The sequence below is a fragment of the Bordetella hinzii LMG 13501 genome (assembly GCF_001548475.1).
GTDB lineage: Bacteria > Pseudomonadota > Gammaproteobacteria > Burkholderiales > Burkholderiaceae_B > Bordetella > Bordetella hinzii.
The window spans coordinates 64,411-86,448 of sequence record NZ_LRUJ01000019.1 but is presented as its reverse complement, the minus strand read 5'-3'; the positions used below and the strand labels follow the sequence as shown (position 1 = coordinate 86,448).

The window sequence follows — 22,038 nt, the reverse complement described above, 5'->3', positions numbered from 1 at the left end:
CCGGCAAAGCCGGCCGGGCCCAAGGCCGCTGGCAAGAATCCGGCCCGCGCCAAGAACGCGGCCAAGCCGGCCGGCGGCAACAAGCCGCGCTCGCGCCGTGGCGGCGAGGGCCGTGGCGATGATTGGCAGCCCAAGGGCGCCGCGGCCCACGAGTCCCGCCTGGGCTTTCTGGGCGGGCGCGGCGGACGCGGCGATCGTTGACCGCTGTGGGGCGCGAGCCACCTTTGGCGGTGGGGCGCGTCCCTTTATCGCGTAAACCCTGGATGAATCAGGAAAATTTACGGTTTATCTGGTAAAATCATTTGTTTTCTGGCGCGTCTTTACCGTAGTTGATCCGTATTTGCCCTTAACCCGCTTGCCCCTTGCGGTGGCTGAGCGGGGCTGGGGCAGCTGGCGTTTGCGAAGTCCCAACAATGGGATTTCGGCAAAAAGGCCGCTGACAGGTAACCGAAGGGAAAGACGAGCTACGCTATTGCACTCGGCCCTGGCCGGGAGTTGAGCCTGGCGGCGCCTGGCCGCGGGCAGTGGCGACAAAGGTCGCAGAGCGTTCGGTCTGCAGGGCCGTTTCCGCGTGTGCGGAGACAGGGCCGGCAGTCCGGGCAACACGGTGGGCTGGGCATGCAGCCCATTTTTTTTGAGCGTATGGCAGATTTATTCGCACTGACCGAAGAAGCGTTGGCGGGCATGGGCATCGAACTGGTCGATGTCGAACGTGCCGCGCTGGGCTTGCTGCGCGTGACCATCGACCGCGAGGGCGGCGTTCGCATCGAAGATTGCGAACAGGTGTCCCGTCAACTGTCGCGCGTCTACGAGGTCGAGAACATCGATTACAAGCGTCTTGAAGTGGGCTCGCCCGGCGTGGACCGTCCCTTGCGCACCGAGGCGGAATTCCGCCGGTTCGCGGATGAGCGCGTCGAGATCAAGCTGCGCGAGGCGGTCGACGGACGCAAAGTGTTTACCGGCACCCTGCGGCTGGCGGAGCCATCTGCCGACGGCAAGACGGTGTTCGGTCTCGAATTTGAGGCAAAGAAGGACGATATTCAGGTACTGAGCTTCACGCTCGATGACATCGAGCGCGCCAAGCTGGATCCCGTTCTGGATTTCAAGGGCAAAAAGCGATGAGTCGCGAAATTCTTCTGTTGGTCGACGCTCTGGCGCGTGAAAAGAACGTGACGCGTGAAGTCGTGTTCGGGGCGCTGGAAAGCGCGCTGGCTTCGGCCATGAAAAAGCGTTTCAAGGAAGACGCCGATATCCGCGTCTCGATCGATCGTGAAACGGGCAGCCATGAAGGCTTCCGTCGCTGGCTCGTGGTGCCTGACGAGGCCGGCCTGCAAGAGCCGGACAAGCAGGAGCTGCTGTCCGATGCGCGCGAGATTTCGCCCGACCTCCAGGAGGGCGATTACATCGAGGAGCCGCTGGAGCCGGTCGAGTTCGGCCGTATCGGCGCGCAGGCCGCCAAGCAGGCCATCCTGCAGAAGATCCGCGACGCCGAGCGCGAGCAGGTGCTCAATGACTTCCTCGACCGTGGCGAGACCATCATCTCGGGCACGATCAAGCGCATGGACAAGGGCGATTGCATCGTCGAGACAGGCAAGATCGAGGCCCGCCTGCCGCGCACCGAGATGATTCCCAAGGAAAACCTGCGGGTGGGCGACCGCGTGCGCGCCTTTGTGCTGCGTGTCGATCACGCCGCCCGTGGCCAGCAGGTCATTCTGTCGCGCACCTCGCCCGAGTTCATCCGCCAGCTCTTCGAAAACGAAGTGCCCGAGATCGAGCAGGGCCTGCTCGAGATCAAGGCTGCCGCCCGCGATCCGGGCGTGCGCGCCAAGATTGCCGTGGTGGCCTACGACAAGCGCATCGATCCCATCGGCACCTGCGTGGGCATGCGCGGTTCGCGCGTGACCGCCGTGCGCAACGAGCTGGGTGGCGAGCAGGTCGACATCGTGCTGTGGTCGGAGGATCCGGCGCAGTTCGTGATCGGCGCGCTGGCCCCGGCCAATGTCGAGTCCATCGTGGTCGATGAAGACAAGCACGCCATGGACGTCGTGGTCGATGAGGAAAACCTGCCCAAGGCCATCGGCGCCAAGGGCCAGAACGTGCGTCTGGCCTCCGAGCTGACCGGCTGGCAGATCAACATCATGACGCCGGAAGAAAGCCTCAACCGCCAGGAAAACGAGCGCGCCTCGCTGCGCGCCACCTTCATGGACAAGCTGGATGTGGACGAGGAAGTCGCCGACATCCTGATCGACGAGGGCTTCACCGGCCTCGAAGAAATCGCCTATGTCCCCATGCAGGAACTGCTGGAGATCGAGGCCTTTGACGAAGATACGATCAACGAGTTGCGCGCCCGCGCCCGCAATGCCTTGCTCACCGAGGCCATTGCCCAGGAAGAACGCCTGGAAACCGCGCAGGACCTGCTCGAACTGGAAGGCATGACGCCGGAGCTGGCCGCCAAGCTGGCCGAGCGCAATGTGCACACGCGGGATGACCTGGCCGAACTGGCGACCGACGAGCTGGCCGAGATTGCCGGCATGGACGAGAAGCAAGCCAGCGACCTGATCATGCGTGCGCGCGCCCACTGGTTCGACGAGGAATGAGCGCGCCGCTGCCTGGCGTTGCTGGACCGCCCCGCGTTGGAATTTGTAAATAGCTGCAGATAGGGAAGAGAGCCTAATGTCGAGTAATACTGTCGCCCAGTTCGCTACCGAGCTGAAAATGCCTGCCAACGTGCTGCTGGAGCAGTTGCGTTCGGCTGGCGTTGACCTCAAATCGGTCGACGATACCGTCACCGACAGCGACAAGGCGAAATTGCTCGACTCGCTGCGGCGCGCGCATGGGGCGACCGAAGGCAAGAAGATCACCCTGACGCGCCGCCAGACCTCCGAGATCCGCCAGGCGGACGCCACGGGGCGTTCGCGGACGATTCAGGTCGAAGTGCGCAAAAAGCGCGTCTTCGTCAAGCGCGACCCGGCCGAACTGGCCGCGGAAGCCGCCGCTGATGCCAAGGCCGCCGCCGAACAGGCCGCCGCCGAGGCTGCGCAGACGCCGGCCGCCGCGCCGGTGACGGCGCCCGAGGCAGCGCCAGTGGCCGAGGCGCCGCAGGCCCCTGCTGTGCAGGCCGCCACCCCGGCCGAGACGCCCAAGACCGAAGCGCCCGAGGCGGAAACGCCCCAGGCCGAGGCCGCCCCGGCCGAGCCGGCGCCCGAGCCGCGAGCCGCCGAACCCAGCAAGACCCAGGCGGCCGATGCCGTCACCGAAACCCCGGCTCCGGCGGCAACGCCGGCGCCAGCTCCCGCGGTCAAGGCTGAAGCAGAGCCCCAGTCCGCCCAACCCGCGGCTTCCCGCAAGCAATCCACGGCACAGCCGGTCGAGCCCGAAGCCAAGAAAGAATCTGTCGCCGCGCCCACGACTCAAGAAGCCGGGCCCGAATCCGTTGTGCAAGCTCAAACTGAAATAACTCCCAAGCCCTCGGCCCCGGTGGCCAAATCCGAACCCGCCCAATCCGCGCCCAAGGCCGACGCGGCACGTCCGCAGGCCGCCGATACGGCGCGCCGCGTGGCCGCGCCCTCGTCGGCCGACCGCGCCCGCGAAGACGCGCGCCGCGCCGCGGAGGCCGAAGCGGCCGCCCTGCGCGAAATGCTCAACCGGCCGCGCAAGGTGCTGCGTGCTCCCGAGCCGGAGCAGGCGCCCAGCAACAATGCGGCCCTGTCCGGCACCCTGCACAAGCCGGCCGGCAAGAAAGACGCCGCTGCCGCGCCCAAGAAGGAGGGCGGCGCCAACAAGCCGGCCGTGGGCGCCGGCGGCAAGAAGACCATCAAGACGGCCGAGGTTTCCTCGACCTGGAGCGACGACGCTTCGCGCAAGAAGCCGGCCGACAAGGCCGCTGCCGCGCCGAGCACCCGCGATGGCTGGCGTGCCGGCGGCAAGGGCGGCGGCAAGGGGTCGCGCGGCGGCCGCAATCAGCAGAACGATCGCCGCCACGAGCCCGCGCCGCAGGAATTCATCGCGCGCGAGATCCACGTGCCGGAAACCATCTCCGTGGCCGACCTCGCGCACAAGATGTCCGTCAAGGCCGCCGAGGTCATCAAGCAATTGATGAAACTGGGCCAGATGGTCACCATCAACCAGGTCCTGGACCAGGAAACCGCGATGATCGTGGTCGAGGAACTGGGCCACGTCGCGATCGCCGCCAAGCTGGACGATCCGGAAGCCTTCCTGGACGAAACCCCGGGCGCCGCCGAGGCCGAAGCCTTGCCGCGCGCGCCGGTCGTGACCGTCATGGGCCACGTCGACCACGGCAAGACCTCGCTGCTGGACTACATCCGCCGCGCCAAGGTCGCCGCGGGCGAAGCCGGCGGCATCACGCAGCACATCGGCGCCTATCACGTCGAAACCGACCGCGGCAGCGTGACCTTCCTGGATACCCCGGGCCACGAAGCCTTCACGGCCATGCGCGCCCGCGGCGCCAAGGCGACCGACATCGTGATCCTGGTCGTGGCCGCCGATGACGGCGTCATGCCGCAGACGCGCGAGGCCATCCACCATGCCAAGGCGGCCGGCGTGCCCCTGGTGGTGGCGGTCAACAAGATCGACAAGCCCGAAGCCAATCCGGACCGCGTCAAGCAGGAGCTGGTGGCCGAGGAAGTCGTGCCTGAAGAATACGGCGGCGACGTGCCCTTCGTGCCCGTGTCGGCCAAGACCGGCGCCGGCATCGACGACCTGCTCGAAAACGTGTTGCTGCAGGCCGAGATCCTGGAGCTCACGGCGCCGGTCGACGCGCCCGCCAAGGGCCTGGTCATCGAAGCCCGCCTGGACAAGGGCCGTGGCCCGGTGGCCACCATCCTGGTGCAAAGCGGCACGCTCAAGCGTGGCGACGTCGTGCTGGCCGGCGCGAGCTTTGGCCGTGTCCGCGCCATGCTCGACGAAAACGGCAAGCAGATCCAGACCGCCGGACCCTCGATTCCGGTCGAGATCCAGGGCCTGACCGAGGTGCCGGCCGCCGGCGACGAGCTGATCTCGCTGAGCGACGAGCGCAAGGCGCGCGAAATCGCCCTGTTCCGCCAGGGCAAGTTCCGCGACGTCAAGCTGGCTCGCCAGCAGGCCGCCAAGCTGGAGTCCATGTTCGACAACATGGGCGAAGGCACGCAGACGCTGCCGCTCATCGTCAAGACCGATGTGCAAGGCTCGCAAGAGGCTCTGGTGGCCGCGCTCACCAAGCTGTCGACCGACGAAGTGCGCGTGCAGGTGGTGCATGCCGCCGTGGGCGGCATCTCGGAAAGCGACGTCAACCTGGCGATCGCCTCCAACGCGGTGGTCATCGGCTTCAATGTCCGTGCCGACCAGAGCGCCAAGAAGCTGGCCGAGAACAACGGCATCGACCTGCGCTACTACAACATCATCTACGACGCCGTGGATGAGGTGAAGGCCGCCATGTCGGGCATGTTGGCGCCCGAGAAGAAGGAAGAGGTCATCGGCCAGGTCGAAGTGCGCGAGGTGTACACCATCTCCCGCATCGGCACGGTCGCCGGCTGCATGGTGCTCGACGGCGTGGTCCGCCGCGATTCGCAGGTCCGCCTGCTGCGCAACAACGTGGTCATCTGGACGGGGCAGCTCGATTCGCTGCGCCGCTTCAAGGACGACGTCAAGGAAGTCAAGTCGGGCTTTGATTGCGGCCTGACGCTGCGCGGCAGCAATGACCTGGAAGTGGGCGACCAGCTCGAGGTCTTTGAAATCAAGGAAATTGCGCGTACCCTGTAAAAAACAGGGCCCCGCGCGGGTTGTTGTTACATGAGCCGTCACAAGTCCAAATCCATCCCCGGCCGCAATCTGCGGCTGGCCGAACAGATCCAGAAGGATCTGGCCGGGATCATCCAGCGCGAGATCGACATGACCCGCGCCGGCCTGATCACGCTCTCGGGGGTGGAATTGTCGGCCGACTACGCGCATGCCAAGGTGTTCTTCACGGTCTTGGGCGCCGAGCCCGAGACCGCCGCCGCCTTGCTGAACGAAAAGGCCGGCTGGCTGCATTCGCAGCTCTACAAGCTTTTGCATATCCATACGGTTCCCACGCTGCGCTTCGTGCACGATCCGCAGCTGGAGCGCGGCATCGAGATGTCGATGCTGATCGACCGCGCCAACCGCGGCCCGCAGTCGGGCGTCCCCGACGAGCCTGAAGACCAGTCCTGATCGGGCTGTCGTCGCTTTTTTTCTCTGTTTCGGATTCCGACGATGGCTAAACGACGCGGGCAGCCGCTCGATGGTGTGCTGTTGCTGGACAAACCGGTGGGTTTGTCGAGCAACCACGCCTTGCAACGCGCCAAGCGCACGCTGGATGCGGCCAAGGCCGGCCATACCGGCACGCTGGATCCCTTCGCCACGGGCCTGCTCTTGTGCTGCATGGGCCGAGCGACCAAGATCTCCGGCGCCATGCTGGAGGCCGACAAGACCTACCGGGCCACCTTGCAGTTTGGCGAGGAGACCGATAGCGGCGACCTGACGGGCAATATCGTGGCGCGGGCCGAGCCCGGCTGGGATGGCGCCGACGAGACGGCGCTGCGCGAAGTGCTGTCACGATTCCAGGGCAGCATCGAGCAGATCCCGCCGATGTATTCGGCGCTCAAGCGCGACGGCAAGCCGCTGTACGAGTATGCCCGCGCCGGCATCGAGCTGGAACGCCCGCCCCGGCGGGTCACGATTTATCGCATCGAACTACTGTCGTTTACCGGGCGCCAGGCGGAGATCGATGTGGCGTGCAGTAAAGGGACTTACATCCGTACGCTGGCCCAGGACATCGGGCGCGCGTTGGGGTGCTATGCCCACCTGGCGGCCTTGTGCCGCACCCAGGTCGGGCCTTTCTCCCTGGACCGCGCGATAACCCTGGATGCCCTGCAAGCGATGCCCGACCCCAAGGCGGCCCTGCTTGCGCTCAATGAATTGCCGGCGGGTTTGCTGCCCGCCACCTGAACTTAAAGGACCTGCTATGACCCGCGCATTGCGCAACGTCGCCATCATCGCCCACGTGGACCACGGCAAGACGACCCTGGTCGACCAATTGCTGCGCCAATCCGGCACCTTCCGCGAGAACCAGGCGGTCGCTGAACGGGTCATGGACTCGAACGACCTGGAAAAAGAACGCGGCATCACGATTCTGGCCAAGAATTGCGCCGTCGAGTACCAGGGCACCCACATCAACATCGTCGACACCCCGGGACACGCCGACTTCGGCGGCGAGGTCGAGCGCGTGCTGTCCATGGTCGATGGCGTGCTGCTGCTGGTCGACGCGGTGGAAGGCCCGATGCCGCAGACCATCTTCGTGACCCGCAAGGCGTTGGCCCTGGGCCTCAAGCCCATTGTCGTGGTCAACAAGATCGACCGTCCCGGCGCGCGCCCGGACTTTGTCATCAACGCCACGTTCGAACTGTTCGACAAGCTGGGCGCCACCGAAGAGCAGCTCGACTTTCCGGTGATCTACGCCTCGGGCCTGTCGGGCTACGCCGGCCTGACCGAGGACGTGCGCAGCGGCGACATGCGTCCGCTGTTCGAAGCCATCCTGCAGCACGTGCCGCAGCGCGACGACGATCCCAACGGCCCGCTGCAGATGCAGATCATCTCGCTGGACTACAACAGCTACGTCGGCAAGATCGGCGTGGGCCGCGTCAACCGCGGCCGCATGCGTCCCGGCATGGACGTCGCCTTCCGCTTTGGCCCCGAGGGCCAGGTCCAGCGCGGCCGCATCAACCAGGTGCTGAAGTTCAGTGGCCTGGAGCGCGAGGTCGTGGAAGAAGCCGAAGCCGGCGACATCGTCCTGATCAACGGCATCGAGGACCTGAACATCGGCACGACGGTGACCGATCCGGCCACGCCCGAGGCGCTGCCCGTGCTGCGCATCGACGAGCCCACCCTGACCATGAACTTCATGGTCAACACTTCGCCGCTGGCCGGCCGCGAAGGCAAGTTCGTGACCAGCCGCCAGCTGCGCGACCGCCTGGAGCGAGAGCTCAAGTCCAACGTGGCGCTGCGCGTGCGCGACACCGGCGACGACACGGTGTTCGAAGTCTCGGGCCGCGGCGAACTGCACCTGACCATCCTGCTTGAAACCATGCGCCGCGAAGGCTATGAGCTGGCCGTCTCGCGCCCGCGCGTGGTGTTCAAGGAAATCGACGGCGTGAAGTGCGAGCCTTTCGAAGCCTTGACGGTGGATGTCGAAGATCCGCACCAGGGCGGGGTAATGGAAGAGCTGGGCCGCCGCCGCGGCGACCTGCAGGACATGCAGCCCGATGGCCGCGGCCGCACCCGCCTGGAATACATCATCCCGGCGCGTGGCCTGATCGGCTTCCAGAACGAGTTCCTGACGCTCACGCGCGGCACGGGCCTGATGAGCCACACCTTCCATGAGTACGCGCCGGTGCGCGAAGGCTCGATCGGCGAGCGCCGCAATGGCGTGCTGATCAGCCAGGACAACGGCGATGCCGTGGCCTATGCCCTCTGGAAGCTGCAAGACCGCGGCCGCATGTTCGTCAGCCCCGGCGAACCGCTGTACGAAGGCATGATCATCGGCATCCACAGCCGCGACAACGACCTGGTCGTCAATCCGATCAAGGGTAAGCAGCTGACCAACGTGCGCGCTTCGGGCACGGACGAGGCCGTGCGCCTGGTGCCGCCCATTCAGTTGACGCTGGAGTACGCGGTGGAATTCATCGACGACGATGAACTGGTCGAGATCACGCCCAAGTCCATCCGTCTGCGCAAGCGCCACCTGCAGGAGCACGAGCGCCGCCGCGCCGCGCGCGAAAGCGTGTAATCGCGGCCTTCGCGAGACCCCTGGGCGGGGTCTCGCGGGCCAGGGCCCGAAGGCCTGGATCCGGCACAGCGCCGGGTCCGGGCCTTTTTGCTGGCGCGCGGCCGGGCCGTGGCCGGCCTTCGGGGAGCGCTCAGGGGGAGGGCGGCTGGCTTAGGAATGCCGGCTCGCATTCCACGGGCAGTTTGAGCGAGTTGGCGATGAAGCACTGTTCGTGCGCCTGGTGGTGCAGCCGCCGCGCCAGGTCCTGGTCATCGCCGGCGCGCAGGGTGATGCGCGGGCGCAGCACGATGCGGGTGAAACGGCCCCGGTCGCCGTCGATCATGGTGCCTTCGGCATGGTCTTCGTAGTCCAGCACGACGATGCCGGCCTCGGCGCAAAGATGCAGATACCAAAGCTTGTGGCAGGCGCTCGCCGAAGCCAGCAGTAGTTCTTCTGGGTTCCAGCGCCGGGGGTCGCCGCGGAAGGCCGGGTCGGCCGAGCCGGGGATGTCGGGCTTGCCCTGCGCCTGGATCAGGTGATCGCGCGCATACTGGCGGTAGCCGGAGGTTCCGCTGCCGGTATTGCCCGTCCAGCGCACGGTGACCGCGTAATGATGTTCATGCCCGCTCATGATGGACTCCGTTGGTGTTCGGCCAGCGCCGCATCAGCCCAGGGCGACATGATTTCGGTGCAGCCCTGGTTGCCGCGGCCGTCGCGCAGCACGCCGCTGGGGCAGGCATAGGCAAAAGGATAGACGCCGCGCCGGGCCTGGGCGTGCGGAAAGCGTCCGGTCAATGCGGCAAGCGTCAGTTCCCCCAGGGCCGGGTCGACGATCAGGGTGTCGGTGCTGGCGTCGATGCGGGGGTGGTGGAATGCTTCCTCCAGCGACATGCCGTAGTCCATCAGGAAGGACGTGAGCTGCAGCACCGCGGGCAGGATCTTGCGTCCGCCCGAGGCGCCCAGCGCGAATAGGCGTTCGTCCTGGCGCCCCACGACGGGGCAGATATTCATCAGGCAGCGCTTGCCCGGCGCCAGCGAATTGGGCTTGCCGGGCTCGGGGTCGAACCACATGACGCCGTTGTTCAGCAGCATGCCGGCAGAGGGCGCGACGACGTGCGAGCCGAAGGCCGACAGCAGGGTCTGGGTGACCGCGCACAGATTGCCGTGACGATCCACGACGCTGAAATGCGTGGTGCAGGACGGCGAGCGCGGGTCCTCGTTGTCGCCCATGTTCTGGTAGCGCCATTGGTATTCGTCCAGCAGGACTTCGGCATAGCGCTCGAAGGCCGCCGGCCCGGGACGGCCTTCGGGCCGCAGCAGGGTTTCGAGGCGGCCCAGGCAGCGGGCCAGGTTGGGGCCCGAGGTCATCTGGGGCGTGGCATAGACGGTGCCGCCCCGATAGGGGACAGCCAGCGCATCGAGCCACTGAGCTTCATAGGATTGCAGATCGCTCAGGGCCAGGCAGCCGCCCAGGGCCTGGACGTCGGCGGCCAGCGCGCGGCCGATGTCCCCGCCATAGAGGGCCTGGGCACCTTCGTCGGCCAGCTGCCGCAGGGTCTGGGCCGCGCGCCGGAAGTCGAGCCGGTTGGCGGCCGTGGCCGTCCAGCCGCTGGCCTTGGGCCACCGGCCCTCGTCCAGGAACAGGGCGGCCGCCCCGGGGTCGCGAGCCAGCCAGCGGGCCGAGCCGGCGATCATGAGCGTGGTGTACCAATCGATGAGCGGGCCCTCTTCGGCCAGGGCGATGGCGGCTTGCAGCGTATCGCGCCAGGGCAGGCGGCCGTAGGCCCGGTGCGCCGTGGCCATGCCGGCCACCGTGCCGGGCACGGCCACGGCGCTTGCGCCGCGGCAATTGCGGTCGTCGACCACGGCCGGCCAGGGAAAGAGGTCGGCCGAGACACTGCCGTCGCCGGCCAGGGGGTAGTCGGCCGGATCCAGGGCGGCGGGCGAGCGCATGCCAAAATGCACCACGCGGGCCTGCCGCGTGTCGGCGCGATAGATGACCATGGCGCCGCCGCCCATGGGGCCGCTCATCCAGGGCTCGACCACACCGGCGGCAAAAGAGGTGGCCACGGCGGCGTCGACGGCGTCGCCGCCGGCGGCCAGGATGGCCGCGCCGGCTTCGGCGGCCTTGCGATGTTGGGCGGCGACGACGCCGTCGGCGCTGTGCAATACCGCCTTGCGGGTGATCTGGGTGCTGGAAAAGTTATCGTGCACGATGGGTCTCCTCTGGGCTATCGCTACAATGCCGCGATGTCCCGACGCAATCAACCCTCCGTGCTTGACCAGCCCTCTCTCTCCGAGGCCGATGGCATCCGCTACCTGCACTTCGGCAGCGAGTGGATACAGGGCGCCATGCGCATCAAGAATCCGGCCGAACTGGTGCTCGAGTACACCTCGCAGATGATGGCCTGGCTGCTTTTCCTGGAGCCGCCGCGCGAGCAATCCATCGGCCTGCTGGGGCTGGGCGCGGGCTCGCTCGCGCGTTTCTGCCTGAAGCACACGCGCAGCCCCCTGGACGTGGTGGAGTGGAACCCCCAGGTGACCGCCGTCTGCCAGATGTTCTTCAAGCTGCCCACGCCCGCCCGCCTGGCCGTGCACCATGAGGATGCCGCCGCCTGGGTGGCCGATCCCCTGAATGCCGGGCGCTGCCCGGTGCTCATGGTGGATCTCTACGACGCCAAGGCCGAAGGGCCGGTGCGTGACAGCGTGGGGTTTTACCGGGATTGCCGGCGGGTGCTGGGCGAGGTCGGGGTGCTGGCGGTCAACCTCTTTGGCCGCCACGAGAGTTTCGGCCGCAACATTGACAACCTGTCGAAGGCCTTCGACGACCGCGTCATCCTCCTGCCCGAGATCGACGCGGGCAACCAGATCGTGCTGGCGTTTTCCGGCCCGCCCCTGGCGGTCACGCCGGCCGAGCTGCTGGCGCGCGCCGAGACCGTGGAGTCCCAGTACGGGCTGCCGGCCCGCCGTTGGGCCCGCTCGCTGGTGCGCCATGCCGTGGACGGCACGCTTCATCTCTGATTATTAAGGGTTTCTCCCGGGGCAGACAGCCGCCGTGGGACGGTTTACCATGTCTGTAATTATGAATTATGGATAAGCCATGGCTGCTCCCATCGTCCGCCAGGCGCTCTACCTGGAGGTCGCCGACCGTCTGCGCGACATGATCCGTTCGCACGCCCTGGCGTCGGGGCAGTGGATCGACGAGGTGCGCCTGACCGAGCAGCTGGGCATTTCCCGCACCCCTTTGCGCGAGGCCCTGAAAGTCTTGGCCAATGAGGGGCTGGTGCGGCTGGAGCCGCGTCGCGGCAGCTTTGTCAACGAGCTGGCGGTCAGCGATCTGGAGCAGATCTTCCCGCTCATGGCCATGCTGGAAGGGCGCTGTGCCTACGAGGCCGCCCAGAAAGCCACGGCGGCCGAGCTGCAGGCCCTGGGGCCGCTGCACGAGAGCCTGCGCGAACAGGCCGCGGCCGGGCGCGTCGACGACTACTACGACACCAACTACCGCATTCATGTGGCGGTGCAAGCGCTGGCGGACAACCGCTGGCTTTCCGACATGGTGGACAAGCTGCGCAAGGTGGTCGGCCTGTTCCGGCACAAGAGCCTGGCGCTGCCCGGCCGCCTGCAGGAGTCCTGCGCCGAACACCTGGCGATCTATGCCGCCCTGCAGGCGCGGGATCCCGAGGGGGCCGAGGCGCTCACGCGCAAGCACCTGCTGCGGCAGATGGACGCGCTGCGCCGACTGGCGGAAATGCAGCCCGGCGGGGGGCTGCCCGATACGGAGGATCAAGATCATGTCATCCCTGGACAGACCGATGTCCGCGCGCGTCGCGGAACCACGCGAGCCGGCTGAGGAGGCTCCCGGCGGCAACGGCCTGATGGCGCGCCTTGGACGCCTGCTGGAGCGCGACCGCCTGGCCGACACCGAGATCCTGGCGCTGTTCGAGGCGCGCGCCACCGATGTGCGCGCCAACAAACTGGCTGCCGCCTGGTGCGCGGCCTACCAGCAGGGCGACGGCGCGCGCCGCCGTGCCCTGCTGTCCGGCCTGGTGCGCGCACATGCGCGTTTCAACCCGGCAGGCGAAGAGGCCGCGCGCCTGTTCAAGCGACTCAATGCCCAGCAGGATGGGCTGCGCTTCCTGGTGGACCTGCGCGCCGACATGTTGCGCTGGCGCAAACAGGTGGCCGGGTTGCAAGCCCTGGAGCAGGTGCTGGAAGGGCTGCTGTCGGCCTGGTTCGACGTGGGGCTGCTGGAGCTGCGTCCGCTGACCTGGGACTCGCCGGCATCGCTGCTGGAGAAGCTGATCAAGTACGAAGCCGTCCATGCCATCCAGTCCTGGGATGACTTGCGCCACCGCGTGGCGCCGGATCGCCGCTGCTATGCCTATTTCCATCCGCAGATGCCGGATGTGCCGCTGATCTTCGTGGAAATCGCTTTCGATGCGCGCATGTCCGACAGCGTGCAGTCGCTGCTCGATCCCCAGGCGCCCACGCAGGATCTGGGCCGGGCGCGCTGGGCCATTTTCTATTCGATTTCCAATACCCAGGAAGGGCTGCGCGGGATCAGCTTCGGCAATTTCCTGCTCAAGCGCGTGATCGAGCGCCTCTTGCAGGAGCTGCCCCAGCTCAAGTCCTTCGCCACGTTGTCTCCCATCCCGGGTTTTGCCGCCTGGCTGGCGCGCCTGAAGGGCCCCGAGGTCGAGCGCATCGTGCGCGGCGACAAGGACGGCGAGCGCCGCACGCCCGACGGACAGCGCTGGGTGGCGCGCCTGGGCCGCGCGGCGCGTGGCAAGCCTTCCGAAGCCCTGCGCCGGGCCGGCGTGAAACTGGCCGCCCACTATCTGCAGACCTTGAAGAACGAGCAGCCGCTGGATCCGGTGGCGCGCTTCCATCTGGGCAATGGCGCCCGGCTCGAACGTCTCAATTGGGCGGCCGACGTGTCCGACAAGGGCTTGGAGCAATCCTGCGGCATGATGGTCAACTACCTCTATGTGCTGGACGACCTTGACGCCAATCTGGCGCGCCTGCAGGCGGGCAAGATCACGGTCAGCCGCGCGTTCGGCCGGGTGGCGTAGCGCATGGACGGCACCGTCGGCTGGCAGCGGCAGGACAGGGTGGCCTGGGTCGAGCTCGCCCATCCCGGCCGCCTGAACGCCATCACCGTGGCGATGTGGCAGCGCCTGCGCGAGGTCTTCGTCCAGATCGCGGCCGATCCCGGGGTGCATTGCGTGGTGTTGCGCGGCGCCGACGGCAATTTTGCCGCCGGCGCCGATATCCGCGAGTTCCCGCGCGTGCGCGCCGACCAGGCCGCGGTCATGCGCTATCACCGCGACATCCTGGCCCCGGCACTGGCCGCCATCGCGGATTGTCCCCAGCCCGTGGTGGCCGAGATCGATGGCGTCTGCGTGGGCGGCGGCCTGGAGATTGCCGCGCAATGCGATATCCGTATCGCCTCGCGCCGGGCGCGCTTTGGCGCGCCCATCAACCGCCTGGGTTTTCCCATGGCGCCCGACGAGATGCAAGGGTTGCTGGCCCTGGCCGGCCGGGCGGCCACGGTTGCCCTGCTCTTGGAGGGCAGGATTTTCGATGCCGCCGAGGCGCTGCGGCTGGGCCTGCTGACGCGGGTGGCCGAGGAGGGCGCCCTGGCGGACGCCGTCAAGGCCTCGGTCGACGACATCCTGCGCGGGGCGCCCGATGCGGCGCGGCGCAACAAGCGCCTGGCCCGCCGCCTGGCGCAGGGCGCGCCCCTGAGCGAAGCGGAGTACCTGGAATTTTTCTCGTATGCCGACAGCCGCGACCATAAAGAGGGCGTGCGCGCCTTCCTGGCCGGCGAAGCAGCACAATTTCATGGAGACTGAAAACGGTGAGCAATGCCAATCTGTACGCCGTCCTGGCGGCGGGCTTTCCCAAGGACCGCAACAAGGTCGCGCTGGAGACGCCCGAACTGAAATACACCTGGAAGGACATCGAGCAGGCCAGCGCCTGCCTGGCCAACCTGCTGGCCTCGCTCAAGCTGCCCAAGGGCGCGCGGGTGGCCGTCCAGGTCGAGAAGTCCCCCGAGGCATTGCTGCTTTACCTGGCCACGCTGCGCGCGGGCTATGTCTATTTGCCGCTCAATACCGCCTATCGCGAATCCGAGGTCCAGTACTTCCTTGAGAACGCCGAACCGGCCGTGGTCGTGTGCGCCAGCAAGAATCTCGATTGGGTCCGGCGCGTGGCCGATGCCGCGGGCACGCGCCATGTTTTCACGCTGGACGAGGATCGCCAGGGCACGCTGCTGGCCGCCGCGGCCGGCATGCCGCGCAGCTTCCGGACGGTGGCGCGCAAGCCCGATGACCTGGCGGCCATCCTCTATACCTCGGGCACGACCGGCCGCAGCAAGGGCGCCATGCTTTCGCATGGCAATCTGGCCGCCAACGCCCGGGTGCTGCACGACTACTGGGGTTGGCGCCAGGACGATGTGCTGCTGCATATGCTGCCCATCTTCCATGTGCACGGGCTGTTCGTGGCCTCGCACGGCGCCTTGCTGGCCGGCGCGCGCATGATCTGGCTGCCCAAACTGGACGTGGACCAGGCCTTGCACTATTTGCCGCAAAGCACGGTGATGATGGGCGTGCCGACCTATTACGTGCGCCTGTTGAGCGATGCGCGGTTCAACCGCGAGGTCTGCGCCAATATGCGCCTGTTCATCTCCGGCTCGGCGCCGCTGCTGACCGAGACCTTCAATGCTTTCCGCGAGCGCAGCGGCCATACCATCCTGGAGCGCTACGGCATGAGCGAGACAGTCATGCTGACCTCGAATCCCTATGCGGCGCAGCTGGGCGAGCGCCTGGGCGGCACGGTGGGCCGGGCCTTGCCTGGTGTCCAGGTGCGCGTGGTCGATGACCAGGGCCGGCCCCTGCCGGCGGGCGAGATCGGCAATATCCAGGTGCGCGGACCCAATGTCTTTTCGGGCTATTGGCGCATGCCCGAGAAAACCCGCGAAGAGTTCACCGCCGATGGCTGGTTCAAGACAGGCGACGTGGGCCGCTGGGGCGGCGAGGCGGCGGCCGGCGCCGTGCCGGCCGACTATCTGTCCATCGTCGGCCGCAGCAAGGACTTGATCATTTCCGGCGGCTACAACGTCTACCCCAAGGAAATCGAAAGCGTGATCGACGATATGCCGGGGGTGGCCGAGTCCGCCGTGATCGGCGTGCCGCATCCGGACTTCGGCGAGGCGGTGGTGGCGGTGGTGGTGCCCAAGCCGCAGGCCACGTTGGACACCGAAGCCATGCAGCAAGTCCTGAAGTCGCGTATCGCCAATTTCAAGGTGCCCAAGCGTATCCACGTCATCGAGCAACTGCCGCGCAACACCATGGGCAAGGTGCAGAAGAACGTGTTGCGCGAGGCCTATCAGGCCTTGTGATGTTTCCGGGCGCCGCGCCCTTTTTCGATTTCTCTTTCCAGTCGAGGTGCAACAGGCGCAGATCCGAGCGTTTCCGCAGTTCGTGGTGGTGGACAGTCGCCGCGCCCTTTCCGGGCGCGCGGACATAACAGGCGCGGCCAAGCCGCGAGACAAATACCGAGGAGGAGACCCCATGAAGCATCGCATCATCGTCGCGGCTTGCGCCGCGCTGGCCGCCCTGGCCGCCACTGCCGCCCAGGCGCAGTGGCCCGAGCGCCCCGTGACCATCATCGTGCCGTTTCCGGCCGGAGGCGGCACGGACACCTTCGCCCGGCCGCTGGCCCAGCAGCTGGGCATGCAGCTGGGCCAGAGCGTGGTCATCGACAACAAAGGCGGTGCCGGCGGCACCGTGGGCGCCGGCGTAGCCGCCAAGGCCAAGCCCGACGGCTACACCTTTTTCATGGGCGGCGCCCACCATGCGCTGGCGCCGTCGTTGTACAAAAGCCTGAACTACAACATCCAGAAGGACTTCGTGCCGGTGGCCCTGCTGGCGCAGCCGCCGCAGGTCATTGTCATCAACAAACAGAAGCTGCCGGTCAAGACCCTGGGCGAATTCATCGCCTATGCCAAGCAGCACGCCGGCGACATCAACTTCGGGACGGCGGGCAAGGGCAGCACGCACCATCTTGCCGGCGAGCTCTTCGCGCTGCAAAACGGCCTGAAACTCGTGGACGTGCCCTACCAGGGCGCCGGTCCCATGCTGTCGGCGCTCATCGGCGGGCAGGTGGACCTGGCCTTCGACGGCCTGGGCTCCTCGGCCAACCATATCCGCGCGGGCAGTATCGTGCCGCTGGCCGTGGCCTCGGCCCAGCGCTCGCCGGCCTTCCCCGACGTGCCGACCGCCAAGGAAGCCGGCGTGCCCAACTATGAGGTGTCGACCTGGTATGCGCTCTGGGCCCCGGCGGGCACGCCCAAGGAGGCGGTCGACAGGATGACGGCCGAGGTGGTCAAGGCGCTGAACCAGCCCAAGATCAAGGAGATCTGGCTGGCCAACGGTTCGGCGACCCCCAATCTGACCGGCGCGCAGTTCGGCGCCTACGTCGACAGCGAAATCGGCCGCTGGGCCAAGGTGGTGAAGGATTCCGGTGTAACCCTGGATTAGCATTGGCAAGCGAATGGGTCCGGATAAGGAAAGCACATTGCCGCCCGGCTCGGGCCACAGATACACTGGCCCAAGCCGTTCCGACGGCCTTGTCTTTCCTTCCCGGAGGCTAGCCCATGAAATCTCTCCTGCAATCAGCCCTTTGTGCCGCCTTGCTGGCGGCAGCCGCGGGCGCGGCGGCCCAGACCGTCGATATGTATGTCGACGGTCCCAAGGGGCCGCAGCAAAAGGCGGGCACCATCAAGATCGAGCAGACCAAGTATGGGGCCTTGCTGACTCCCACCCTGGAAGGCCTGCCGCCGGGCGTGCACGGCTTTCACCTGCACGAAAAACCCTCCTGCGACGCCACCATGGTCGACGGCAAGCCGGTGCCGATGGGCGGGGCGGGCGGCCACTGGGATCCCGACAACACCAAGGCGCACAAGGGGCCCTACGATGACAGCGGGCACAAGGGCGACCTGCCCGCCCTCTACGTGACGGCCGACGGCAAGGCCACCTACCCGGTGCTGGCCCCGCGCCTGAAGGCCAGCGACTTCCCTGGCCATGCCCTCATGATCCATGCCGGCGGCGACAACCATAGCGACCACCCCTTGCCCCTGGGCGGCGGCGGCGGACGCATCGTCTGCGGCATCGTCAAATAGCGGCAGGCCCGCCGCGGCGAGGCCGGGGTTTCTTATTGTTTTTTCCAGGCGCTGGCCTGGCTCAGGCGGTCCAGTTCCTCGCGGCTGAGCTGCAAGCGCGCCGCGCCGATCAGCTCGCTCAATTGCTCCTGCGTGGTGGCGCTGGCGATCGGGGCGGTAATGCCCGGCTGGGCGATCTGCCAGGCCAGCGCGACCTCCGCCGGCGTCGCCCCGCTGGCCTCGGCCACCTCGTCCAGGGCCGCCAATATCCTTTGGCCGCGCTCGTCCAGGTATTTTTCGACGATCTTGGCGCCGCGCACGCTCTTGGCGGCGTCCGCGGCTTGCCGGTACTTGCCGGACAGAAAGCCGCTGGCCAGGGCGTAATAGTTGATCACCCCCACATCCTGGGCCTGCACCAGGGCCTGCAGTCCGGATTCGAAGGGCTCGCGGGTATAAAGGTTGTATTCGGGCTGCACGCTCTCGAAGCGCGGCAACCCCAGGCGCTCGCTGGTGATGAGGGCTTCGGACAGGCGGGCCGCGCTGTAGTTCGAGGCGCCGATCGCGCGCACCTTGCCCGCCTGGATCAGGTCGGCGAAGGCCTCCAGCGTGTCGGCCAGCGGGGTGTCGGGATCGTCGCGGTGGGCCTGGTACAGGTCGATGTGGTCCGTCTGCAGGCGCTTGAGCGAGTCTTCGACGGCCTGGCGGATATAGGCTGGCGCCAGGCCCTTGCGGTCCGGCGCCATTTCCATGCCCACCTTGGTGGCCAGCACGACCTTGCCGCGCTTGCCGGTTTTCTTGAGCCATTTGCCGATGAGCGTTTCCGATTCCCCGCCCTGGTTGCCAGATGCCCAGCGGGAATAGACGTCGGCGGTGTCGATGAAGTTCAGGCCGGCGTCGACCATGGCGTCGAGCAGCGAAAAAGTGCCGGCTTCATCGACGGTCCAGCCAAAGACATTGCCGCCGAAAACGATGGGAGGAACGGCCAGGCCGGAGCGGCCCAACGGACGAGTCTGCATGGAGCTTCCTTGGAAGTTGTGGCGCTGAAGCGTTTCAGTATATCGATCCGTCTTTGGCCTGGCGCGGCCTTTCAGGGATATCCCGCGTCCCGGCCCGCGCCACAAGCCCGGGGCCGCACGTTAGACTACGGGGTTTCCTGGTCTGGCAAACAGGGTCAGAAGCCCGTCGCGCGGGGCCGGGGACAACCGCAATCAAACAAATCAATCTGGTGGAAGGAGCATTCCTATGCTGATCGGGAAAAAACATTTTCTGACCGTGGGAGCGCTGGCGCTGGCCATGGCGGCCGGCTCCGCGATGGCGCAGCAGAAGTCGGTGGCGGTGACCGCCATCGTCGAACACCCGGCGCTGGATTCGGTGCGCGACGGCGTCAAGGATGCCCTGAAGCAAGCGGGCTTTGACGCGAACAAGAATCTCAAGTGGCAATACCAGAGCGCCCAGGGCAATACTGGCACGGCCGCTCAGATCGCGCGCAAATTCGTCGGCGACAAGCCCGACGCCATCGTCGCCATCGCCACGCCCTCGGCCCAGGCCGTGGTCGCCGCGACCAAGGACGTCCCGGTGGTGTATTCGGCCGTGACCGATCCCGTGGCCGCGCAGCTGGTGCCCAGCATGGGCGCGTCCGGCACCAACGTGACCGGCGTCTCCGACCTGCTGGCCCTGGACAAGCAGATCGAGCTGATCAAGAAGGTGGTGCCCGAGGCCAAGCGCGTGGGCATGGTCTACAACCCCGGCGAAGCCAATTCCGTCGTCGTGGTCAAGCAGCTGCAGGAGCTGCTGCCCAAGGCCGGCCTGACCCTGGTCGAGGCCGCCGCGCCGCGCACCGTGGACGTCGCGTCGGCCGCCCGCAGCCTGATCGGCAAGGTGGATGTGATCTATACCAATACCGATAACAACGTGGTTTCGGCCTACGAGGCGCTGGTCAAGGTGGGCAATGACGCCAAGATCCCCCTGGTGGCTTCCGACACCGACAGCGTCAAGCGCGGCGCCATCGCCGCCCTGGGCATCAACTATCGCGACCTGGGCGTGCAGACCGGCAAGATCGTGGTCCGCATCCTCAAGGGCGAGAAGCCCGGCGCCATCCCGTCCGAGACCAGCAGCAAGCTGGAGCTCTACGTCAACCCCGGCGCCGCCGCCAAGCAGGGTGTCACCCTGTCGGATGCGCTCGTGAAATCGGCCGCCCAGGTCATCAAGTAAGCTGTGTGTCCCGGGCCGCACCCCGAGGGTCGGCCCTGAACCCTCTGTTCAAGCGCCGTCCTGGTTCACAAGACCGGGGGCGGCCAAGGTTCTCATGTCCCTGTTCTCACTGCTCGGCGCCCTGGAAATCGGCCTGATCTTCAGCCTGGTCGCGTTGGGTGTATTCATCTCCTTCCGTTTGCTGCGCTTTCCGGACCTCACGGTCGATGGCAGCTTTCCGCTGGGCGGCGCCGTGGCCGCCACCCTGATTTCTTCCGGAGTGGATCCCTTCACCTCGACCGTCGCCGCGACGGCCGCTGGCGCGTTGGCCGGCCTGGTCACCGGCTGGCTGAACGTGCGGCTGCGCATCATGGATCTGCTGGCCAGCATCTTGATGATGATCGCCCTGTATTCGGTCAACCTGCGCATCATGGGCAAGCCCAATGTGCCGTTGATCACCGAGCCCACTGTATTCACCATCCTGCAACCGGGCTGGCTGAGCGATTATGTCGCGCGCCCGCTGATTCTCGTGGTGGTGGTGCTGGCCGCCAAATTCCTGCTGGACTGGTATTTCTCCACGCAAAGCGGCCTGGCCATGCGCGCCACGGGCTCCAACGGCCGCATGGCGCGCGCCCAGGGGGTGAACACCGGCGCCATGATCCTGGGCGGCATGGCCTTGTCCAACGCGCTGGTCGGCCTGGCGGGGGCCCTGTTCGCCCAGACCCAGGGCGGCGCCGACATCTCGATGGGCATTGGCACCATCGTGATCGGCCTGGCCGCCGTGATCGTGGGCGAAAGCATCCTGCCTTCGCGCCGCCTCGTGCTGGCCACGCTGGCCGTCATCATCGGCGCCATCGTCTACCGGTTTTTCATCGCGCTGGCGCTCAATAGCGATTTCATTGGCCTGAAGGCCCAGGACCTGAACCTCGTGACGGCCGTGCTGGTGACCATCGCCCTGGTCATTCCCATGCTGAAACGCCGCCTGCTCGGCAAGAAGGGGCGTTGATATGTTGCGCGCAAAAGATATTTTCATCACCTTCAATGCCGGCACGCCGATCGAGACGCGGGCCCTGCGCGGGCTGTCGCTGGAGATCCCCACGGGCCAGTTCGTGACCGTGATCGGCTCCAATGGCGCGGGCAAGTCCACCTTCCTGAATGCCGTGTCGGGCGACCTGCCCATCGATACGGGCACGATCCAGATCAACGACGCCGACGTCACGCGCAAGCCGGTCTGGGTCCGGTCGGCCCAGGTGGCACGGGTGTTCCAGGACCCGATGGCCGGCACCTGTGAAGACCTCACCATTGAGGAAAACATGGCGCTGGCGCAATGCCGCGGCGCGCGGCGCGGTTTCGGCCGCGCGGTCAAGGCGTCCATGCGCGAGCATTTCCGCGAACGGCTGGCCACGCTGGGCCTGGGCCTGGAGAACCGCCTGAGCGACCGTATCGGCCTGTTGTCGGGCGGGCAGCGGCAAGCGGTCAGCCTGCTGATGGCCGCCCTGCAACCCTCGCGCATCCTGCTCTTGGACGAGCATACGGCGGCGCTGGACCCGCGCACGGCGGATTTCGTGCTGCAGCTCACGGCCCGCATCGTGGCCGAGAACCGCCTGACCACCATGATGGTGACCCATAGCATGCGCCAGGCCCTGGATGTGGGCGACCGCACCGTCATGCTGCACCAGGGACAGGTCGTGCTCGATGTGTCCGGCGATGAGCGCAAGGGCATGGACGTGCCCGACCTGCTGGCGATGTTCGAGCGGGTCCGGGGCGAGAAGCTCTCCGACGACGCCTTGCTGCTGGGCTGATCACGGGGGCCGCGCAGACCGCGGCCCCGTTTTTTTGACCAGCGCTATATACCGAGGTATATTTCGAAACCACGGCGCCCTGGCGCCCGACACCCCGGGGCAGA

General features: G+C 66.8%; 19 protein-coding genes and 1 pseudogene. 17 read left to right on the top strand and 3 right to left on the bottom strand.

Translation table 11 applies throughout. The features are described 5' to 3' along the window. The 7 genes and pseudogenes from AXA74_RS13975 to typA all read left to right on the top strand — a co-directional run. Window positions 1–201: pseudogene (locus tag AXA74_RS13975) on the top strand (23S rRNA pseudouridylate synthase B); the annotation flags it as partial. Between the two features lie 441 nt (window positions 202–642). After that, window positions 643–1,122 (top strand): ribosome maturation factor RimP, encoded by a 480-nt coding sequence (rimP, locus tag AXA74_RS13970; protein ID WP_029579364.1) that lies wholly within the window; start codon window positions 643–645, stop codon window positions 1,120–1,122. Continuing rightward, window positions 1,119–2,597, top strand: a complete 1,479-nt coding sequence (nusA, locus tag AXA74_RS13965; protein WP_029579365.1) for a transcription termination factor NusA — start codon at window positions 1,119–1,121, stop codon at window positions 2,595–2,597. Before rimP ends, nusA begins: the two co-directional genes overlap by 4 nt. A 76-nt stretch (window positions 2,598–2,673) precedes the next feature. Continuing rightward, window positions 2,674–5,757 carry a translation initiation factor IF-2 gene (gene infB / locus AXA74_RS13960; protein ID WP_032955816.1) on the top strand — a complete coding sequence of 1,028 codons (3,084 nt, stop codon included), beginning with the start codon at window positions 2,674–2,676 and terminating at the stop codon, window positions 5,755–5,757. Between the two features lie 30 nt (window positions 5,758–5,787). Then, the gene (gene rbfA / locus AXA74_RS13955; protein WP_029579367.1) at window positions 5,788–6,186 is read left to right on the top strand and encodes a 30S ribosome-binding factor RbfA; all 399 of its coding nucleotides are present in this window, start codon (window positions 5,788–5,790) and stop codon (window positions 6,184–6,186) included. A 42-nt stretch (window positions 6,187–6,228) separates the two neighbouring features. Further along, window positions 6,229–6,963: a tRNA pseudouridine(55) synthase TruB gene (gene truB, locus AXA74_RS13950; RefSeq protein WP_029579368.1), complete on the top strand. Its 735-nt coding sequence runs from the start codon at window positions 6,229–6,231 to the stop codon at window positions 6,961–6,963. Window positions 6,964–6,979: 16 nt separating this feature from the next. Continuing rightward, entirely contained in the window at window positions 6,980–8,800 is a 1,821-nt protein-coding gene (gene typA / locus AXA74_RS13945; protein ID WP_029579369.1) for a translational GTPase TypA, read from the top strand. Window positions 8,801–8,930: 130 nt separating this feature from the next. On the opposite strand, the gene AXA74_RS13940 is transcribed toward typA, so the two are convergent. Further along, window positions 8,931–9,410 carry an OsmC family protein gene (locus tag AXA74_RS13940; protein ID WP_029579370.1) on the bottom strand — a complete coding sequence of 160 codons (480 nt, stop codon included), beginning with the start codon at window positions 9,408–9,410 and terminating at the stop codon, window positions 8,931–8,933. Further along, a complete protein-coding gene (locus tag AXA74_RS13935) occupies window positions 9,407–10,993 on the bottom strand; it encodes a gamma-glutamyltransferase (protein WP_032978527.1) in 1,587 nt (528 codons plus the stop codon). The genes AXA74_RS13940 and AXA74_RS13935 overlap by 4 nt, the downstream gene beginning before the upstream one ends. Window positions 10,994–11,029: 36 nt before the next feature. Here AXA74_RS13935 and AXA74_RS13930 point away from each other — a divergent pair, with 36 nt between their 5' ends. From AXA74_RS13930 to sodC, 7 genes are all read left to right on the top strand, one after another. Continuing rightward, the gene (locus AXA74_RS13930; RefSeq protein ID WP_032978563.1) at window positions 11,030–11,800 is read left to right on the top strand and encodes a class I SAM-dependent methyltransferase; all 771 of its coding nucleotides are present in this window, start codon (window positions 11,030–11,032) and stop codon (window positions 11,798–11,800) included. A gap of 79 nt (window positions 11,801–11,879) precedes the next feature. Beyond that, window positions 11,880–12,629: a GntR family transcriptional regulator gene (locus AXA74_RS13925; RefSeq protein ID WP_029579373.1), complete on the top strand. Its 750-nt coding sequence runs from the start codon at window positions 11,880–11,882 to the stop codon at window positions 12,627–12,629. After that, window positions 12,571–13,851 carry a malonyl-CoA decarboxylase domain-containing protein gene (locus AXA74_RS13920; RefSeq protein WP_162230778.1) on the top strand — a complete coding sequence of 427 codons (1,281 nt, stop codon included), beginning with the start codon at window positions 12,571–12,573 and terminating at the stop codon, window positions 13,849–13,851. Before AXA74_RS13925 ends, AXA74_RS13920 begins: the two co-directional genes overlap by 59 nt. A gap of 3 nt (window positions 13,852–13,854) precedes the next feature. Then, window positions 13,855–14,634, top strand: coding sequence for an enoyl-CoA hydratase/isomerase family protein (locus AXA74_RS13915; protein WP_032956268.1), 780 nt, complete (start codon window positions 13,855–13,857; stop codon window positions 14,632–14,634). Window positions 14,635–14,639: 5 nt separating this feature from the next. Next, on the top strand, window positions 14,640–16,181 hold the full coding sequence (locus AXA74_RS13910) for a malonate--CoA ligase (protein WP_029579376.1): 1,542 nt from the start codon (window positions 14,640–14,642) through the stop codon (window positions 16,179–16,181). A gap of 172 nt (window positions 16,182–16,353) precedes the next feature. Further along, window positions 16,354–17,322 (top strand): Bug family tripartite tricarboxylate transporter substrate binding protein, encoded by a 969-nt coding sequence (locus tag AXA74_RS13905; protein ID WP_029579377.1) that lies wholly within the window; start codon window positions 16,354–16,356, stop codon window positions 17,320–17,322. Between the two features lie 116 nt (window positions 17,323–17,438). Further along, complete coding sequence (sodC, locus tag AXA74_RS13900; protein WP_032956270.1) at window positions 17,439–17,963, top strand: superoxide dismutase family protein; 525 nt, start codon at window positions 17,439–17,441, stop codon at window positions 17,961–17,963. A 32-nt stretch (window positions 17,964–17,995) separates the two neighbouring features. Here the strand turns inward: sodC and AXA74_RS13895 are convergent, their stop codons facing one another. After that, a complete protein-coding gene (locus tag AXA74_RS13895; RefSeq protein WP_032978530.1) occupies window positions 17,996–18,958 on the bottom strand; it encodes an aldo/keto reductase in 963 nt (320 codons plus the stop codon). Between the two features lie 226 nt (window positions 18,959–19,184). Between AXA74_RS13895 and AXA74_RS13890 the strand changes: the two genes are divergently transcribed. The 3 genes from AXA74_RS13890 to AXA74_RS13880 all read left to right on the top strand — a co-directional run bounded on the left by AXA74_RS13890 (window position 19,185) and on the right by AXA74_RS13880 (window position 21,934). Continuing rightward, window positions 19,185–20,153, top strand: a complete 969-nt coding sequence (locus AXA74_RS13890) for an ABC transporter substrate-binding protein (protein WP_029579379.1) — start codon at window positions 19,185–19,187, stop codon at window positions 20,151–20,153. Between the two features lie 94 nt (window positions 20,154–20,247). Further along, entirely contained in the window at window positions 20,248–21,138 is an 891-nt protein-coding gene (locus AXA74_RS13885) for an ABC transporter permease (protein WP_029579380.1), read from the top strand. A gap of 1 nt (window position 21,139) precedes the next feature. Further along, window positions 21,140–21,934, top strand: a complete 795-nt coding sequence (locus tag AXA74_RS13880) for an ABC transporter ATP-binding protein (RefSeq protein ID WP_029579381.1) — start codon at window positions 21,140–21,142, stop codon at window positions 21,932–21,934. The last annotated feature ends 104 nt before the right edge of the window (window positions 21,935–22,038 follow it).

Bases quoted from the DNA above. Each gene is read 5' to 3' on its own strand.
- sodC (WP_032956270.1), top strand. From the start codon at position 17,439: ATGAAATCTCTCCTGCAATCAGCCCTTTGTGCCGCCTTGCTGGCGGCA.
- rbfA (WP_029579367.1), top strand. From the start codon at position 5,788: ATGAGCCGTCACAAGTCCAAATCCATCCCCGGCCGCAATCTGCGGCTG.
- infB (WP_032955816.1), top strand. From the start codon at position 2,674: ATGTCGAGTAATACTGTCGCCCAGTTCGCTACCGAGCTGAAAATGCCT.
- rimP (WP_029579364.1), top strand. From the start codon at position 643: ATGGCAGATTTATTCGCACTGACCGAAGAAGCGTTGGCGGGCATGGGC.
- AXA74_RS13925 (WP_029579373.1), top strand. From the start codon at position 11,880: ATGGCTGCTCCCATCGTCCGCCAGGCGCTCTACCTGGAGGTCGCCGAC.
- truB (WP_029579368.1), top strand. From the start codon at position 6,229: ATGGCTAAACGACGCGGGCAGCCGCTCGATGGTGTGCTGTTGCTGGAC.
- nusA (WP_029579365.1), top strand. From the start codon at position 1,119: ATGAGTCGCGAAATTCTTCTGTTGGTCGACGCTCTGGCGCGTGAAAAG.
- AXA74_RS13890 (WP_029579379.1), top strand. From the start codon at position 19,185: ATGCTGATCGGGAAAAAACATTTTCTGACCGTGGGAGCGCTGGCGCTG.
- typA (WP_029579369.1), top strand. From the start codon at position 6,980: ATGACCCGCGCATTGCGCAACGTCGCCATCATCGCCCACGTGGACCAC.
- AXA74_RS13930 (WP_032978563.1), top strand. From the start codon at position 11,030: ATGTCCCGACGCAATCAACCCTCCGTGCTTGACCAGCCCTCTCTCTCC.
- AXA74_RS13885 (WP_029579380.1), top strand. From the start codon at position 20,248: ATGTCCCTGTTCTCACTGCTCGGCGCCCTGGAAATCGGCCTGATCTTC.
- AXA74_RS13905 (WP_029579377.1), top strand. From the start codon at position 16,354: ATGAAGCATCGCATCATCGTCGCGGCTTGCGCCGCGCTGGCCGCCCTG.
- AXA74_RS13920 (WP_162230778.1), top strand. From the start codon at position 12,571: ATGTCATCCCTGGACAGACCGATGTCCGCGCGCGTCGCGGAACCACGC.
- AXA74_RS13880 (WP_029579381.1), top strand. From the start codon at position 21,140: ATGTTGCGCGCAAAAGATATTTTCATCACCTTCAATGCCGGCACGCCG.
- AXA74_RS13895 (WP_032978530.1), bottom strand. From the start codon at position 18,958: ATGCAGACTCGTCCGTTGGGCCGCTCCGGCCTGGCCGTTCCTCCCATC.
- AXA74_RS13940 (WP_029579370.1), bottom strand. From the start codon at position 9,410: ATGAGCGGGCATGAACATCATTACGCGGTCACCGTGCGCTGGACGGGC.
- AXA74_RS13915 (WP_032956268.1), top strand. From the start codon at position 13,855: ATGGACGGCACCGTCGGCTGGCAGCGGCAGGACAGGGTGGCCTGGGTC.